This window comes from Sphingomonas endophytica, from assembly GCF_014199415.1.
Classification (GTDB): Bacteria; Pseudomonadota; Alphaproteobacteria; order Sphingomonadales; family Sphingomonadaceae; genus Sphingomonas; species Sphingomonas endophytica.
The window spans coordinates 108977-123342 of the sequence record NZ_JACIJN010000009.1 but is presented as its reverse complement, the minus strand read 5'-3'; the positions used below and the strand labels follow the sequence as shown (position 1 = coordinate 123342).

Genomic DNA, 14366 nt, shown 5'->3' with positions numbered 1-14366 from the left:
CTATCTTTACGGCATGACCCAGACGACCGCGAAGCGCGCCACGCTCTACCGGATGGTGATGCCGACGCACACCTGCCCCTATGGCGTGAAGGCGAAGGACCTGTTGCAGCGGCGCGGCTATGCGGTCGACGACCATTGGTTGCGCACCCGCGAGGAGACCGACGCCTTCAAGGCCGAATATGGCGTCAAGACCACCCCGCAGACGTTCATCGCTGGCGAGCGGGTCGGCGGCTATGACGATCTGCGCCGCTTCTTCGGCCTCCACGTGCCCGCGCCGGGGCAGACGAGCTATCGCCCGGTGCTGGCGGTGTTCGCGATGACCGCGCTGATGGCGCTGGCGGCGAGCACCGCGGCGTTCGGCACCCCGCTGACGCTGCGCGCCGCCGAATGGTTCGTCTCGTTCAGCATGTGCGTGCTCGCGCTGCTCAAGTTGCAGGATGTCGAGACCTTCTCGACGATGTTCCTCAACTACGATCTGCTGGCGAAGCGCTGGGTGCGCTACGGCTATGTCTATCCGTTCGCCGAGGGGCTGGCGGGGGTGCTGATGACCGCGCATGTCGCGGACTGGCTGGCGGTGCCGGTCGCGCTGTTGATCGGGACGGTCGGCGCGGTGTCGGTGTTCAAGGCGGTCTATGTCGACAGGCGCGAACTGAAATGCGCCTGCGTCGGCGGCGCGACGCGGGTGCCGCTGGGGTTCGTGTCGCTGACCGAGAATGTCATGATGATCGCGATGGCAGTGTGGATGGTCCTCTCGTAACCGTCGCCCCTGCGCAGGCAGGGGCCCATGTCTGTCGAATGTTGCGTCAGGTCTGACACATGGATGTCTCTCGTGTGTCAGGCTTGCCGCGGCACGACAGAGACATGGGCCGCTGCCTTCGCAGGGGCGACGGGCGTTACAGATGCCGCTTGCCCAGCTTTCTCGCGAGTGTGCGCCGGTGCATCCCCAGCCGCCGCGCCGCCTCCGAGACGTTGAACCCGCAGTCCGCCAGTGTCTGGTGGATATGCTCCCATTCCAGCGTGCGCAGCGAGGTCGGCGGCGCGACCAGCTCGACGCTGGCGTCGCCCTCGCCGCTCGCCTGGAACGCCGCCTCGATGTCGTCGGAATTGGCAGGCTTCGACAGGTAGTTGGTCGCGCCCAGCTTCACCGCCTCGACCGCGGTGGCGATGCTGGCGAAACCGGTCAGCACCACGATCCGCATCTGCGGATCGAGCGCATGGAGCCGCGCCACGCACGTCAGCCCGGAGGCATTGCCGAGCCGCAGGTCGACCACCGCATGGTCGGGCTTGAGCGCGTCGACCGCCGCGTCGAGATCGTCGGGATCGGTGATCGCGCGCACCTGATAGCCGCGCCGCTCGAACGAGCGCGCCAGCGTGCGCGCGAACACCGCGTCATCCTCGACGATCAGCAACCGCCGCTCGCTCATGCGCCCTCCTCCGGGATCGAGATCGCCGCGATCGGCAGCGTCAGCGTCACCTCGCCCCCGCCGCCTTCGCCGCCCTCGCGGTTGCGCGCCGAGACGGTGCCGCCGAGCGTCCGCAACACGTTGACCGCGAGGAACAGTCCGAGCCCCGCGCCGCGCCGCGTCTTGGTGCTCATATAGGGCTTGCCGAGCCCGTCGAGGATCGCCGGCGCGAAGCCGCGGCCGTCGTCGCGCACCGACAGCACGAGCCGGTCACCGTCCCACCACGCGCACAGCGCGATCGTGCGACCGCCCGCCTCCAGCGCATTGTCGAGCAGATTGGTGATCGTCTGCGCCAGCGCCTTGTCGGCGACGATCCGCGGATCGCTGGTCATCAGATGCTCATAGGCGGCGGCGACCTGCGTCTTGCCGCGCCAGTCGCCGACGATCCCCGACAGGAATGTCTTGAGCGTGGTGCGCACCGGCCCCATCCCGCGCACCTCGCCCGAGGCGAGCAGCACCTGGCTGAGGATGTCCTTGCAGCGCGTCACCTCGGTGCGCATGTCGTCGAGATCGGCGAGCAAGGCAGGGGAGGTAGCGATCGCGGGCTCGCGCCGCCAGTCGCCCAGCATTACCGCGATCGACGACAGCGGCGTGCCGAGTTCGTGCGCCGCGCCGCTGGCGAGCAGCCCCATGCGGACGATATGCTCCTCCTCGGCGGCGCGCTGGCGGAGCGCGGCGAGCCGTGCGTCATGTTCGGAGACGTTGCGGACGATCCGCGTGACGAACAGCGCGAGCAACGTCGCGGTGAGCGTGAAATTGAACCAGCTTCCCAAGATATACGGGGTCGAGAGCGTCGAGGCCCAGCCGCGCGGCAGCGCGAACGGCGGCGCGGCGTGCGCCAGCCAGGCGAACAGGGCGCTGCTGAGCGCGACCATCGCCCAGCTCGCATGATCGCGCAGCAGCAGCGCGGCGATCACGACCTGAAGCAGGAACAGGGTCACGAACGGATTGCCGACCCCGCCGCTGAGATAGAGCTGCGTCGTCAGGCACGCGACATCGACCAGCAGCGTCGCGAACAGCGCGCCATAGGTGATCGGCCGCCGCCCGACGATCTGTCCGATCGCGAGATTGAGCGCGACCAGCACCGCGACCGCGCCGAGCATCGGCACCAGCGGCAGGTGCACGCCGACGATGAAATGGACGAGCAGGATCGTCGCGAGCTGCCCCCCGACCGCGAGCCAGCGCAGGATCGAGAGCAGCCGCACGTTGCGCCGTCCGGCGTCCTCGCGCAGCCCGGTTCCGGCGATGATGTCAGACGCGGCCATTTCCGCTCCTTACGGCGGATCGGGTCGGGTAGGCTATTGCGCAGATCGGGTCGGCGGCAGAACCCTCCTCTCGCCGATCGCAGGGGCACCGGGAACAGGGACGATAGTCGAATTCATGCAAAGCCGCATCGAGACGCTTACCGATCGTGAAAAGCAGACGCTGCGACTTTTGCTGAAAGGTCACGACGCCAAGTCGATCGCGCGCACGCTCGGGCTGTCGGTCCACACGATCAACGAACGGCTGCGCGATGCGCGGCGGAAGATGCAGGTCGCCAGCAGTCGAGAGGCCGCACGGCTGCTCGCGGCGGCGGAGCAGGCGCACCCCGAAGAATTTGGGGACGACACTTTAGGGGTAACCGACACCGGCGCCGGCATGCTTCCGGCTGCGACAGCGGTTCGCGAGGCCAGAACCTCGCGGATCGCGTGGCTGAGTGGAGGAATGTTCGTCATGTCATTGTTGATCGCCGCCTTTTGCGGTCGTTGCCGTCATCAACACGGAAAAGACCCCGGTGCCGCAGACGCGGGAAACCTCGGTGGACGCAGGGCGCCGTCCGTCCGATCCCGCCGTGGAAGGGACCGCCCGCAACTGGCTGAAGCTGCTCGACGACGGGCAATGGGATGCAAGCTGGAAAGCCGCGGCTACCGACTTCCGGTCGCAGATCACCGCGCCGCAATGGCAGGCGATGAGCCAGACGGTGCGCGCACCTTTGGGCACGTCGACATCGCGGAGGTTCCTCGGCGCGGTGCACAGCACGTCGCTGCCGGGTGCGCCGACGGGCGAATATGAGGTGCTGCAATTCCGTACCGATTTCGCGAACAAGGCCGGCGCGATCGAGACGGTAACGCTGGTTCGCGAAGGCACGGCGTGGCGGATGGCAGGCTATTTCATCAAATGATGCGACCGGGGTACGGCTCGGGCTCGCCTATCGCTCCGCCTGATCCCGGCCGCGCGCGATGCGCCACGCGAAATACGCTATCATCGTCGCCAGCGTGAACCACGTCAGCGCGTAGACGAGGTGATTGTTGCGGAAGCGCACCACCGTCAGCCCGCCACGCGGCCATTGCACGCCGGGCAACGCCTCGGCGTCGATGAAATAAGGCGCGACCGGGCCGAGCCGGCGGGCGCGTGCGATCGTGGCGGTGTCGCGCGAATACCAGCGGTCGTCGGCCGGGTCGTTGTCGCGCAGGAAGCCGCCATCGGGCTCGGTGACGCGCAGCAGCCCGGTGACGCGCGCCGGGCCTTTCGGCGGGGTGATCGTCTTTCGTGCGTCGGTGGGCACGAAGCCGCGGTTGACGAGGAGCGTGCCGCCCGCGGTGTCGAGCGGGGCGAGCACCCAATAGCCCGCGCCGAAATCGGTAACCGCCTGCGTGAACACCGGCGGGGCCGCGCGCCACGTGCCGGTGGCAGTGACGCGGGCGTAGGCGTCGTCGTCGGTGATCGTCGCCCAGCGCGCTCGCGGCGGGGCGGGCTGCGCAGCGGCGGCGAGCCGCGCCTCGACGCGGTCGATCAGCGCGAGCTTCCACGCGCGCCGTTCGACCTGCCAGACGCCGAGCCCTGCCAGCACCGCCGCCAGCAGCAGCGCGATACCGGCAAGGACCCAGCGCGCGCGCATCACATGCCGCCGCTCGACATCTCTCCGCCCATGCCCGGCATCATGTTGAGGTTCATGTGGTACATGACCCACAGCGACCCGGCGATCACGATCAGCACGATGATCGCGGTGAAGATCAGCGCCAGCATCGTCCAGCCGTTTTCGGACTTGGTGTTCATGTGCAGGAAGTAGATCATGTGGACGACGATCTGCACCATCGCCAGCGCCATCACGATCCCGGCGGTGACGCGCGGATCGGAGATCACCCCGGTCATCACCAGCCCGAACGCGGGCGCGGTCAGCAGCACCGAGAGGAGGAAGCCGATCCAATATTCGCGACGCGAGCCGTGCGCGGCGCCGCCGTGATGGTCGTGCGCGTCGTGGTGGCCGTGAGCGGAATCATGGCCGTGGCCGTGCGTATCGGCGCTCATCAGCGGAGCACTCCCAGCAGATAGACGAAGGTGAAGACGCCAATCCAGATGACGTCGAGGAAGTGCCAGAACAGCGACAGGCATTGCAGGCGGCGCAGATTGGCCGGCTCCAGCCCGCGGCGCGCGACCTGCACCATCAGCGTCACCAGCCAGATGATGCCGAAGGTGACGTGCAGCCCGTGCGTGCCGACCAGGGTGAAGAACGACGACAGGAACGCCGAGCGCCACGGGCCCGCGCCCTCGTGGATCAGATTGCTGAACTCATACAGCTCGATCGACAGGAACGCCGCGCCGAACACGCCGGTGATCGCGAGCCAGCGCAAGGTCGCGGCCTTGTTCTGCTCGTCGGCGTTGATCATCGCGAAGCCATAGGTGATCGACGACAGCAGCAGCGCGGTCGTGTTCACCGCGACCAGCGGCAGCTCGAACAGCTCCTTGGGTCCCGGCCCGCCGGCATAGCTGCCGCCGTACACGCCGTACGCCGCGAACAGCATCGCGAAGATGAGGCAGTCGCTCATCAGGTACAGCCAGAACCCCAGCATCGTGCTGGCGCCGGGCGGATGTTCGTGCTCGTCCAGATCGTAATAGGACGGGGCCTCGGTGCCCGGGGCCGTCTGCGTCGTCGTGCTCATATTGCTCACACCCCCGCCTGCTGGAGCGCGCGGGTGCGCGCATCCTCGCTGTTGACGACGTCCTCGGCGGGAATGTGGAAGTCGCGGTCATAGTTGAAGGTGTGCCCGATCGCGGTCGCGATCAGCGCGACGAACGCCACCGCCGCCAGCCACCAGATGTACCAGATCATCGCCACGCCGAAGACCGTCGACAGCCCGGCCAGGATCACCCCGGCGCCGGTGTTCTTCGGCATGTGGATCGCGCGGAACCCGGTGGTCGGACGCTCGGCCTTCTTCGACTTCATGTCGTGCCACGCGTCCAGATCGTGGACGACCGGCGAGAAGGCGAAGTTATAGGCCGGCGGCGGCGACGAGGTCGCCCATTCCAGCGTGCGCCCGTTCCACGGATCGCCCGTGAAATCGCGCAGCTTCTCGCGGTCGCGGATGCTGACGTAGAATTGCATCAGCATGGCGCCGATCCCGGCGGCGATGATCAGCGCGCCGATCGCGGCGATCACGAACCAGATTTGCAGCGACGGGTCCTCGAAGGCGCGCAGGCGGCGGGTGACGCCCATCAGCCCCAGCACGTAGAGCGGGGTGAACGCGACCCAGAAGCCGACGACCCAGCACCAGAAGCTGATCGTGCCCCAGAATTTGTCGAGCTTGAACCCGAACGCCTTCGGCCACCAGTAATTGACGCCCGCAAACATTCCGAACAGCACGCCGCCGATGATGACGTTGTGGAAGTGCGCGATCAGGAACAGCGAGTTGTGGAACTGGAAGTCGGCCGGCGGCACCGCCAGCATCACCCCGGTCATCCCGCCGACCACGAAGGTCAGCATGAACGCGACCGCCCACATCATCGGCAGCTCGAAGCGGATCCGCCCACGGTACATCGTGAACAGCCAGTTGAAGATCTTCGCGCCCGTCGGGATCGAGATGATCATCGTCGTGATGCCGAAGAAGCTGTTGACGCTGGCGCCCGAACCCATCGTGAAGAAATGGTGCAGCCACACCAGGTACGACAGGATGCAGATGACGATCAGCGCGTAGACCATCGACGTATAGCCGAACAGCCGCTTGCCCGAGAAGGTCGAGACGACCTCCGAGAACACGCCGAACGCGGGCAGGATCAGGATGTACACCTCCGGGTGGCCCCAGATCCAGATCATGTTCACGTACATCATCGGGTTGCCGCCGCCGGTGTTCGTGAAGAAGTTGGTGCCGACGTAACGATCGAGGCTGAGCATCGCGAGCACCGCGGTCAGCACCGGGAAGGCCGCGACGATCAGGACGTTGGTCACCAGCGCCGACCAGGTGAAGATCGGCATCTGCATCAGGCTCATGCCCGGCGCGCGCATCTTGATGATCGTCGCGAGCAGGTTGACGCCCGACAGCAACGTGCCGACGCCGGCGATCTGCAAGGCCCAGATGTAGTAATCGACCCCGACATCGGGCGAGTAATCGAGCCCCGACAGTGGCGCCATCGCCAGCCAGCCGGTTCGCGCGAACTCGCCGACGAACAGGCTCATCATCACCGTGACCGCGCCGCTGACCGTCATCCAGAAGCTGAAATTGTTCAGGAACGGGAAGCTGACGTCGCGCGCGCCGATCTGGAGCGGGACGACATAGTTCATGAGGCCCGTGACGAACGGCATCGCCACAAAGAACATCATGATGACGCCGTGCGCGGTGAACACCTGGTCATAATGGTGCGCGGGCAGGAAGCCGTCGCTGCCGTTGAACGCAACCGCCTGCTGCGCGCGCATCATCAGCGCATCGGCGAAACCGCGCAGGAACATGACCAGCGCCAGCACGATGTACATGATGCCGATCTTCTTGTGATCGACGCTTGTGAACCACTCCTTCCAGAGATAGCCCCACAGCTTGAAATAGGTGAGCGCGCCCAGCACCGCGGCCCCGCCGATCGCGACCATGATGAAGGTCCCGACGAGGATCGGCTCGTGGATCGGAAAGCTCTCGAGCGTCAGCCGCCCGAAGATCGTCTTGATGAGGTCGTCCGACATGATGTCCTCAAGCCTCCTTGGAGGCGTTGACGCGCCGCAGCGCGGGAATGTCTAGCATGGTCATGTCGCGGTTGCCCGCGCCCGGATCGGTGGCGCCCGGCGCCTTGCCCTGCGGCGCGGTCGAGTGCGGGCTCTCGCCCTTCTGCGACGGATCGCGGGTCAGCGCGCCTTCGGGTTCGTCGGTCCGCTGCGGCCGGTCGTTCACCGCCGGGCCGGCGTGCGACATGTTCTCCATGCAGCTCGTCCCCGGCTTGGTGCACATCGCGACGACGCGCTTGAACAAGGCGGGATCGATCGTGCCGAAGCCGATCGGGCGCACCTTCTCGCTCGGCCGCGCCAGCTTCAGATAGGTGGCGTTGTCGAGTTGCCAGCGGTTGCGCTTCACCCCCGCGACCCATTGGTCGAAGCGCGCCGGGGTCACCGAATGCGTCCAGAAGGTCATGTGCGAGAAGCCCGCACCGGAATAATTGCCCGAGCGGCCCTCGAACTTGCCGGTGCGGTTGAGCACGCCGTGCAGCACCGTCTCCATCCCCGGCATCGTGTAGATCATGCCCGCCATCGCCGGCACCCACAGCGCGTTCATGACGCTCGACGAGGTCATCGTGAACTTCACCGGGCGATCGACCGGCACGACCAGCTCGTTGACCGTCGCCACGCCCTGTTCGGGGTAGATGAACAGCCACTTCCAGTCGAGCGAGACGACCTGCACCTCCAGCGGCTTGACGTTCGCCGCGACCGGCTTGCCCGGCGCGGTGCGCGCCAGCGGGCGGTAGGGGTCGAGCGTGTGCGTGCCGACCCAGGTCAGCGCGCCGAGCGCGATAACGATCAGCAGCGGCCCGGCCCAGATCACCAGCTCCAGCCCGGTCGAGTGATCCCAGTCGGGCTCGTAGCTCGCCTCGGTATTCGTCGCGCGGTACCGCCAGGCGAACACCACCACCAGCGCCATGACCGGCACGATGATGAGCAGCATCAGCACCACCGACCATACGATCAGGTTGGATTCCTGTACCGCGACATCACCGGCGGGACGCATCACGACGGTGTTGCACCCGCCGAGCACGGCGAGCGCGGCCGCCGCGGCGAGGTGACGGACGAAGGGCGTGCGGCCGGGCGCAGGTCTGGTGGCATGACGGGGGGCGAGACGACGGGTCATGCGGCGCGAGCTAGGCTTTGCTGCGGCGCAGCGGAATAGGACATTTTGTCCCATCCACGCCGCGAATGGTTTAGGGTAGGGCGTCGCCGGAAACCGTCCGTCCGACCGATCGGGAATGAATATGGCCACCGCTTCGTCCACGTCGCTAGAGCAGGATGCTCGCGCCCTTCATAGCAAAGGGGATCACGATGTGCGCCCCGGTGAAATCGCGATCGGCGTGATCATCGGCCGCACCTCCGAGTTCTTCGACTTCTTCGTCTATGCGATCGCTTCGGTGCTCGTCTTCCCGGCGGTGATCTTCCCGTACATGCAGCCGATCGCCGCCACCTTGTGGTCGTTCGCGCTGTTCCCGCTGGCGTTCATCGCCCGGCCGATCGGGACGCAGATCTTCATGAAGCTCGACCGCCGCTACGGCCGCGGCACCAAGCTGACGATCGCGCTGTTCCTGCTCGGCACCTCGACGGTGCTGGTCGCGTTCCTGCCCGGTTATGCGACGATCGGCACCTCCTCGGCGGTGCTGCTCGCGCTGTTCCGGGTCGGTCAGGGAATCGCGCTGGGCGGCGCCTGGGACGGGCTGCCGTCGCTGCTGGCGCTCAACGCCCCGGAGAAGAAGCGCGGCTGGTGGGCGATGGTCCCGCAGCTCGGCGCGCCGCTCGGGCTGATCGTGGCCAGCGCCTTGTTCGCCTTCTTCCTCTCGGTGCTGCCGGCCGAGGACTTCATCTCCTGGGGCTGGCGCTATCCGTTTTTCGTCGCCTTCGCGCTCAACGTCGTGGCGCTGTTCGCGCGGCTGCGCATCGTCGTGACCCCCGAATATGCCGAACTGTTCCACAGCCGCGAGCTGACCCCGTCGCGCGTCACCGCGACCGTCAAGGCGCAGTGGCGCAACATCATCATCGGGGCGTTCGCGCCGCTGGCGAGCTTCGCGCTGTTCCACATGGTCACGGTGTTCCCGCTGTCGTGGGTCGCGCTCTATACCCGCGAGGATATCTCGACCTTCCTGATGATCGAGGTGCTCGGTGGCGTCGTCGGGCTCGGCGCGATCGTGCTGTCGGGGCTGCTCGCCGACCGGATCGGGCGGCGCAGCGTGCTCGGCTACACTGCCGCCGGGATCGCGGCGTTCAGCGGCTTCGCGCCGACGCTGCTGAACGGCGGGCGCGCGGGCGAAATCCTGTTCATGGTGATGGGCTTCCTGCTGCTCGGCATTTCGTTCGGCCAGTCGTCGGGCGCGGTGACCAGCAACTTCCCGAAGCGCGCGCGCTACACCGGCGCGGCGCTGACCTCGGATCTGGCGTGGCTGTTCGGCGCGGGCTTCGCACCGCTGGCGGCGCTGGCGCTGACGCAGGCGTTCGGGCTGGTCGCGGCGGGCGGCTATTTGCTGTCGGGCGCGCTCGGCACGCTGATCGCGCTGGGGCTCAACGTGGAGCTGGCGCGCCGCCTCGACTGAGGCGCGGCGGCTTCGGCCACGGAAAAGGGCGGGCGCGAGAGGATCGCGACCCGCCCTTTTCTTATCAGCCGTCATTGCCAGCGAAGCGAAGCAATCCAGAGTCGGACCAGGACGCCCTGGATCGCTTCGCGACGCTCGCAATGACGTTCGTGGTGGATCAGTCCGGCTTCTTCGCCACGCCGACCAGCGCCGGGCGGAGCAGGCGGTCCTTGATCATCCAGCCCGACTGCATTTCCTGCACGATCGTGCCCGGCTCGGCGTCGCTCGGCATCTCGACCATCGCCTGATGCTTGTTCGGGTCGAGCGGCTGCCCCATCGCCTCGATCTTGGTCAGCCCGTGGCGGCCGAACACGTTCGCCAGTTCGCGCCCGGTCGCCTCGAGGCCGGTCACCAGCCCCTTGAACTTCTCGTCCTCACGCAGGCTCGCCGGGATCGCGGCCAGCGCACGATCGAGATTGTCGGCCACCGACAGCACGTCGCGCGCGAAACCCGTCGCGGCATAGGCGCGTGCATCGGCGGCGTCCTTCTCGGCGCGGCGGCGGACGTTCTGGATATCGGCCTGCGCGTACAGCGTCTCCTGCCGCGCGGCGGCGAGTTGCTCTTCCAGCTCGGCGATGCGAGTCGCGGCGGCGTCGTGCTCCGCGACCTCGGGGGCGGCCTCGGCGGTCTCTTCGCGAAGGTCGTCGGCGGGGGTGGCGTTGTCGGTCATGTCCGTCCTGTTCTTCTACGTCGGAAAGCCGCGCGTCATCCCAGCAACCGGGTGAGCGTCGCGGCCGTGAAATCCACCATGGGCACGACGCGCGCGTAGTTCAACCGCGTCGGCCCGATCACGCCGACCACGCCGACCACGCGTCCGTCGCGACCGCGGAAGGGCTTGGCGATCACCGACGAGCCGCTGAGCGTGAACAATTTGTTCTCCGCGCCGATGAAGATGCGGGTGGCGTCCCCGGCGCGCGCCGAATCGAGCAGCGCGGCGACCTCCTGCTTGCCGTCGAGATCGTCGAGCAGCGCGCGCACCCGCTCCAGATCGGCGGTCGCGGCATCGTCGAGCAGCCGGCCGTGGCCGCGCACGATCAGCACCGGGCGGCGCGCACCGTCCTCGCTCCACACCGCCAGCCCGCGCTCGACCAAGGCGCGCGCCGCGGCGTCGAGCGCCGAGCGGCCCTGCGACAGTTCGTGCTCGAGCCGCGCACGCGCCTCGCCGAGCGTCAGCCCGGCGAGCGTCGCGGTCATGAAATTGCCGGCCTCGACCAGCGCGCCGGGCGCGACCCCGGCCGGCACGTCGATGACGCGATTTTCGACTGCGCCGTCCTCGCCGACCAGCACCGCCAGCGCCTGCGTGGCCCCGAGCGGCACGAAGCCGATCGAGCGCAGCACCGCCTCGCGCTTGGGCACCATCACCAGCCCGGCGCACGCCGAAAGCCCGGAGAGCGCCGCGGTGGTCGCCGCCAGCGCTTCCTCGACCGGCCCGCCGGTGCCGGCGCGCGCCTCGATCTGCTGGCGTTCCTCGTCGCTCGGCGCGTGCGCCTGCATCATCCCGTCGACGAACAGCCGCAAGCCGCGCTCGGTCGGCATCCGCCCCGCCGAGGTATGCGGCGCGGTGAGCAGCCCGGCCATCTCCAGTTGCGCGAGCACGCCGCGGATCGAGGCGGGCGACAGGTTGAGCCCGGCCTGCGCCAGCGTCCGCGAGCCGACCGGCTGTCCGCTCTCCAGATAGCCATCGACGACGCGGCGGAAGATGTCGCGGGCGCGGTCGGTCAGCTCGGCGATGGGCGGCGAACGGGTCACGCGCGCAGATGTATGCGCGTCGGCGACGCGGCTCAACCGTCTGCGCCTTCATCTTTCCGCAACCTGGTGCGCGCAAGGGTGAGATCAAGGAAGATCAAAGATGTACGACGTTTCGTTCGACCATGACGCGGAGTTGCTCGCGATCCGCTGGGACCGCATCTTCACGCCCGACGAGGTGGTGCTCTACACCCGCGACGTGATGCGGCAGTTCCTCGCCGCGCGCTTCCGCCCCGGTTACCGGCTGATGATCGACATGAGCGCGTGCGGGCCGCAGCCGCAGGAGACGCTCGCCGCACTGGCGCAGCATATGGGACCGTTCCCCAAGGCGAGCCGGATCGCGGTGGTGGCGGTCGGCGCGGTGCTGCGCGCGCAGGTGCGAAGGGTGATGACGCAGCCGTACATGCAAATATTCGACGACGCCGCTGCGGCGCGCGGCTGGGTGGTGGCGTAGGATCACCCCCAAGAAGACCGTCGCCCCTGCGCAGGCAGGGGCCTATTGCTGTATCGTCCGGGAGGGTGGTCCGACACAATGATGTCGCCTGTGTGACGAGCCTCCTGCGAGACGGCACAGACATGGGCCCCTGCCTGCGCAGGGGCGACGGCATTTGTCACCGCTTGCCGATCAACGCCGCGATCGGCAGCAGCGTGGGCGCATCCTGAAGCGCCTTTGCCATCGCCGCATTGCCGACACGGCAGCCATAGTAGAAGTGCAGATGCCCCGCACCGCCGCTGGCCATCGCCCAGTTCACGTCGACGCTCGGCATGTCCGTCGGCGCGGGGCCGCAATCGGGAGAGTCCATCTCCACCCGTCGCTCGCCATCGGGTCGATACGGTGCGAGCGCGGCGGCGAAGCGGCGATACTCGTCCGGCGTCACGCGGAACGCGCGGCTGCCCGTCACCGCGGTGAAGCGCTGGCCCTCGAACGTACCGCTACCGTCGGCGTGGACCGTCACCGTGTAGACCGGACACGTCCCGAAGCACGGGCCGGTCGCATAACTGATCGAGTCGCCCTCGATCGCGACCGGCGCGCCCGCCGGCGGTGAGCGAAGCTCGACCGGCGTACACCCCGCCGCCAGCACCAATACCACCGCCATCATCACCCACATCGCATCCTCCCGTAAGTCGCTGGCGCCGCCGCACCAACCCCGCTAGGGCGTGCGCGATCCGACCTTGAGGAGAGTTGAATGCGCCCCAGCGGCCGCACCCCCGACCAGATGCGCCCGATCACGATCGAGCCGCGCTTCACCCGCCACGCCGAAGGATCGGTGCTGATCGGCTTCGGCGATACCAAGGTGCTGGTCACCGCCTCCGTCGAGGAGCGCGTGCCGCCGTTCCTGCGCGGCAAGGGCCAGGGCTGGGTCACCGCCGAATATGGCATGCTCCCGCGCGCCACGCATACCCGTGGCAGCCGTGAGGCCGCCAAGGGCAAGCAGTCGGGCCGCACGCAGGAAATCCAGCGGTTGATCGGACGCAGCCTGCGCGCGGTCACCGACCTGACCCTACTCGGCGAACGGCAGATCACGCTCGACTGCGACGTGATCCAGGCCGATGGCGGCACGCGCACCGCGTCGATCTCGGGCGCGTGGGTTGCGCTGCGGCTGGCGGTCGACGGGCTGCTCGCGTCGGGCAAGCTGACCGTCGATCCGATCAAGCAGAAGATCGCCGCGGTGTCGTGCGGCATCTATCAGGGCAATCCGGTGCTCGACCTCGATTACGACGAGGATTCGAACGCCGACGCCGACGCCAATTTCGTGCTGCTCGAGAACGGCCACATCGCCGAGGCGCAGGCGACCGCCGAGCATGCCACCTATGACGAGGAAGCGCTGCTGCGCCTGCTCCGCCTCGCGCGGATCGGCTGCAACGAGATCTTCGCCGCGCAGGCGCGCGCGGTGGCATGAGCGGGGAAGGCAAGGAGCCACAGGCGATCCGCAAGCTCCAGCCCGGCAAGCTGGTGATCGCCAGCCACAACGCCGGCAAGGTGCGCGAGATCGCCGCGCTGCTGGAGGGCCGCGGGCTCGACGTCGTCTCGGCGAGCGCGCTCGACCTGCCCGAGCCCGAGGAGACCGGCACCACCTTCGTGATGAACGCCGAACTGAAGGCGCGCGCGGCGGCGGACCTGTCGGGGCTGCCCGCGCTTGCCGACGACAGCGGCTTGTGCGTCGATGCGCTGGGTGGCGATCCCGGCATCTTCTCGGCGCGCTGGGGCGGGCCGGAGAAGGACTTCGGGCACGCGATGCGACTGGTCGAGGACAAGCTCGCCGAAACCCCCGACGCGCCGCGCGATGCGCATTTCGTCTGCGCACTGGCGCTGGCGTGGCCCGACGGGCATGTCGAATGGTTCGAGGGGCGCGTCGACGGCACGCTCGTCTGGCCGCCGCGCGGCGACAAGGGTCATGGCTATGATCCGGTCTTCCAGCCGGTCGGGCATGACGCGACCTTCGGCGAGATGGACGAGCCCGCCAAGAACGAGATCAGCCACCGCGGCGATGCGTTCCGGCAGTTGGTCGACGCGGTGTTCTGACCAGCGCGCCGCCCGCCGGAAAGATGAAGTGCCGAGCAACATAACGTTACCGTCACAAAGGAACAAAGCGA

Annotated in this window: 16 protein-coding genes and 1 pseudogene; 7 read left to right on the top strand and 10 right to left on the bottom strand. The window is 67.9% G+C overall.

The features are described from left to right. Positions 1-13: 13 nt before the first annotated feature. Positions 14-757 carry a MauE/DoxX family redox-associated membrane protein gene (locus FHS97_RS13685; RefSeq protein WP_184038905.1) on the top strand — a complete coding sequence of 248 codons (744 nt, stop codon included), beginning with the start codon at positions 14-16 and terminating at the stop codon, positions 755-757. A gap of 136 nt (positions 758-893) precedes the next feature. Here FHS97_RS13685 and FHS97_RS13680 read toward each other — a convergent pair whose 3' ends face one another. Both FHS97_RS13680 and FHS97_RS13675 read right to left on the bottom strand, forming a co-directional pair. Further along, positions 894-1424: a response regulator transcription factor gene (locus tag FHS97_RS13680; RefSeq protein ID WP_184038902.1), complete on the bottom strand. Its 531-nt coding sequence runs from the start codon at positions 1422-1424 to the stop codon at positions 894-896. Then, complete coding sequence (locus tag FHS97_RS13675) at positions 1421-2728, bottom strand: ATP-binding protein (protein ID WP_184038899.1); 1308 nt, start codon at positions 2726-2728, stop codon at positions 1421-1423. The genes FHS97_RS13680 and FHS97_RS13675 overlap by 4 nt, the downstream gene beginning before the upstream one ends. On the opposite strand from FHS97_RS13675, the pseudogene FHS97_RS17795 reads away from it, so the two are divergent. After that, positions 2709-2966: pseudogene (locus tag FHS97_RS17795) on the top strand (LuxR C-terminal-related transcriptional regulator); the annotation flags it as partial. The gene FHS97_RS13675 and the pseudogene FHS97_RS17795 sit on opposite strands and share 20 nt — an antisense overlap. 328 nt (positions 2967-3294) lie before the next feature. Continuing rightward, on the top strand, positions 3295-3624 hold the full coding sequence (locus FHS97_RS13665) for a DUF4019 domain-containing protein (protein ID WP_184038896.1): 330 nt from the start codon (positions 3295-3297) through the stop codon (positions 3622-3624). Between the two features lie 27 nt (positions 3625-3651). Here the strand turns inward: FHS97_RS13665 and FHS97_RS13660 are convergent, their stop codons facing one another. The 5 genes from FHS97_RS13660 to cyoA are packed head-to-tail and all read right to left on the bottom strand — an operon-like array spanning position 3652 to position 8542. Further along, the gene (locus FHS97_RS13660) at positions 3652-4341 is read right to left on the bottom strand and encodes an SURF1 family protein (protein WP_184038893.1); all 690 of its coding nucleotides are present in this window, start codon (positions 4339-4341) and stop codon (positions 3652-3654) included. After that, the gene (gene cyoD / locus FHS97_RS13655) at positions 4341-4751 is read right to left on the bottom strand and encodes a cytochrome o ubiquinol oxidase subunit IV (RefSeq protein ID WP_184038890.1); all 411 of its coding nucleotides are present in this window, start codon (positions 4749-4751) and stop codon (positions 4341-4343) included. Before cyoD ends, FHS97_RS13660 begins: the two co-directional genes overlap by 1 nt. Beyond that, on the bottom strand, positions 4751-5383 hold the full coding sequence (gene cyoC / locus FHS97_RS13650; protein ID WP_184038887.1) for a cytochrome o ubiquinol oxidase subunit III: 633 nt from the start codon (positions 5381-5383) through the stop codon (positions 4751-4753). Before cyoC ends, cyoD begins: the two co-directional genes overlap by 1 nt. A gap of 5 nt (positions 5384-5388) precedes the next feature. Further along, the gene (gene cyoB, locus FHS97_RS13645; RefSeq protein WP_184038884.1) at positions 5389-7389 is read right to left on the bottom strand and encodes a cytochrome o ubiquinol oxidase subunit I; all 2001 of its coding nucleotides are present in this window, start codon (positions 7387-7389) and stop codon (positions 5389-5391) included. A 7-nt stretch (positions 7390-7396) separates the two neighbouring features. Next, a complete protein-coding gene (gene cyoA / locus FHS97_RS13640; RefSeq protein WP_184038882.1) occupies positions 7397-8542 on the bottom strand; it encodes a ubiquinol oxidase subunit II in 1146 nt (381 codons plus the stop codon). A 115-nt stretch (positions 8543-8657) separates the two neighbouring features. Between cyoA and FHS97_RS13635 the strand changes: the two genes are divergently transcribed. Next, complete coding sequence (locus tag FHS97_RS13635) at positions 8658-9986, top strand: MFS transporter (RefSeq protein WP_184038880.1); 1329 nt, start codon at positions 8658-8660, stop codon at positions 9984-9986. A 157-nt stretch (positions 9987-10143) separates the two neighbouring features. On the opposite strand, the gene grpE is transcribed toward FHS97_RS13635, so the two are convergent. Both grpE and hrcA read right to left on the bottom strand, forming a co-directional pair. Next, the gene (gene grpE, locus FHS97_RS13630) at positions 10144-10695 is read right to left on the bottom strand and encodes a nucleotide exchange factor GrpE (protein ID WP_184038878.1); all 552 of its coding nucleotides are present in this window, start codon (positions 10693-10695) and stop codon (positions 10144-10146) included. Between the two features lie 35 nt (positions 10696-10730). After that, positions 10731-11774 carry a heat-inducible transcriptional repressor HrcA gene (gene hrcA, locus FHS97_RS13625; protein WP_184038876.1) on the bottom strand — a complete coding sequence of 348 codons (1044 nt, stop codon included), beginning with the start codon at positions 11772-11774 and terminating at the stop codon, positions 10731-10733. Between the two features lie 100 nt (positions 11775-11874). On the opposite strand from hrcA, the gene FHS97_RS13620 reads away from it, so the two are divergent. After that, the gene (locus tag FHS97_RS13620) at positions 11875-12225 is read left to right on the top strand and encodes an STAS/SEC14 domain-containing protein (RefSeq protein WP_184038874.1); all 351 of its coding nucleotides are present in this window, start codon (positions 11875-11877) and stop codon (positions 12223-12225) included. 157 nt (positions 12226-12382) lie between these two features. Here FHS97_RS13620 and FHS97_RS13615 read toward each other — a convergent pair whose 3' ends face one another. Continuing rightward, positions 12383-12880, bottom strand: coding sequence for a DUF6438 domain-containing protein (locus FHS97_RS13615; protein WP_184038872.1), 498 nt, complete (start codon positions 12878-12880; stop codon positions 12383-12385). A 78-nt stretch (positions 12881-12958) separates the two neighbouring features. Here FHS97_RS13615 and rph point away from each other — a divergent pair, with 78 nt between their 5' ends. Then, positions 12959-13672, top strand: a complete 714-nt coding sequence (rph, locus tag FHS97_RS13610) for a ribonuclease PH (RefSeq protein WP_184038870.1) — start codon at positions 12959-12961, stop codon at positions 13670-13672. Further along, positions 13669-14295, top strand: a complete 627-nt coding sequence (gene rdgB, locus FHS97_RS13605) for an RdgB/HAM1 family non-canonical purine NTP pyrophosphatase (RefSeq protein ID WP_184038867.1) — start codon at positions 13669-13671, stop codon at positions 14293-14295. Before rph ends, rdgB begins: the two co-directional genes overlap by 4 nt. The last annotated feature ends 71 nt before the right edge of the window (positions 14296-14366 follow it).

Excerpts from the sequence above, each read along its gene's own strand:
- FHS97_RS13685 (WP_184038905.1), top strand. The coding sequence starts at position 14 with ATGACCCAGACGACCGCGAAGCGCGCCACGCTCTACCGGATGGTGATG.
- rdgB (WP_184038867.1), top strand. The coding sequence starts at position 13,669 with ATGAGCGGGGAAGGCAAGGAGCCACAGGCGATCCGCAAGCTCCAGCCC.
- cyoC (WP_184038887.1), bottom strand. The coding sequence starts at position 5,383 with ATGAGCACGACGACGCAGACGGCCCCGGGCACCGAGGCCCCGTCCTAT.
- FHS97_RS13675 (WP_184038899.1), bottom strand. The coding sequence starts at position 2,728 with ATGGCCGCGTCTGACATCATCGCCGGAACCGGGCTGCGCGAGGACGCC.
- cyoA (WP_184038882.1), bottom strand. The coding sequence starts at position 8,542 with ATGACCCGTCGTCTCGCCCCCCGTCATGCCACCAGACCTGCGCCCGGC.
- FHS97_RS13660 (WP_184038893.1), bottom strand. The coding sequence starts at position 4,341 with ATGCGCGCGCGCTGGGTCCTTGCCGGTATCGCGCTGCTGCTGGCGGCG.
- cyoD (WP_184038890.1), bottom strand. The coding sequence starts at position 4,751 with ATGAGCGCCGATACGCACGGCCACGGCCATGATTCCGCTCACGGCCAC.
- FHS97_RS13680 (WP_184038902.1), bottom strand. The coding sequence starts at position 1,424 with ATGAGCGAGCGGCGGTTGCTGATCGTCGAGGATGACGCGGTGTTCGCG.
- FHS97_RS13620 (WP_184038874.1), top strand. The coding sequence starts at position 11,875 with ATGTACGACGTTTCGTTCGACCATGACGCGGAGTTGCTCGCGATCCGC.
- grpE (WP_184038878.1), bottom strand. The coding sequence starts at position 10,695 with ATGACCGACAACGCCACCCCCGCCGACGACCTTCGCGAAGAGACCGCC.
- rph (WP_184038870.1), top strand. The coding sequence starts at position 12,959 with ATGCGCCCCAGCGGCCGCACCCCCGACCAGATGCGCCCGATCACGATC.
- FHS97_RS13635 (WP_184038880.1), top strand. The coding sequence starts at position 8,658 with ATGAATATGGCCACCGCTTCGTCCACGTCGCTAGAGCAGGATGCTCGC.
- cyoB (WP_184038884.1), bottom strand. The coding sequence starts at position 7,389 with ATGTCGGACGACCTCATCAAGACGATCTTCGGGCGGCTGACGCTCGAG.
- FHS97_RS13615 (WP_184038872.1), bottom strand. The coding sequence starts at position 12,880 with ATGTGGGTGATGATGGCGGTGGTATTGGTGCTGGCGGCGGGGTGTACG.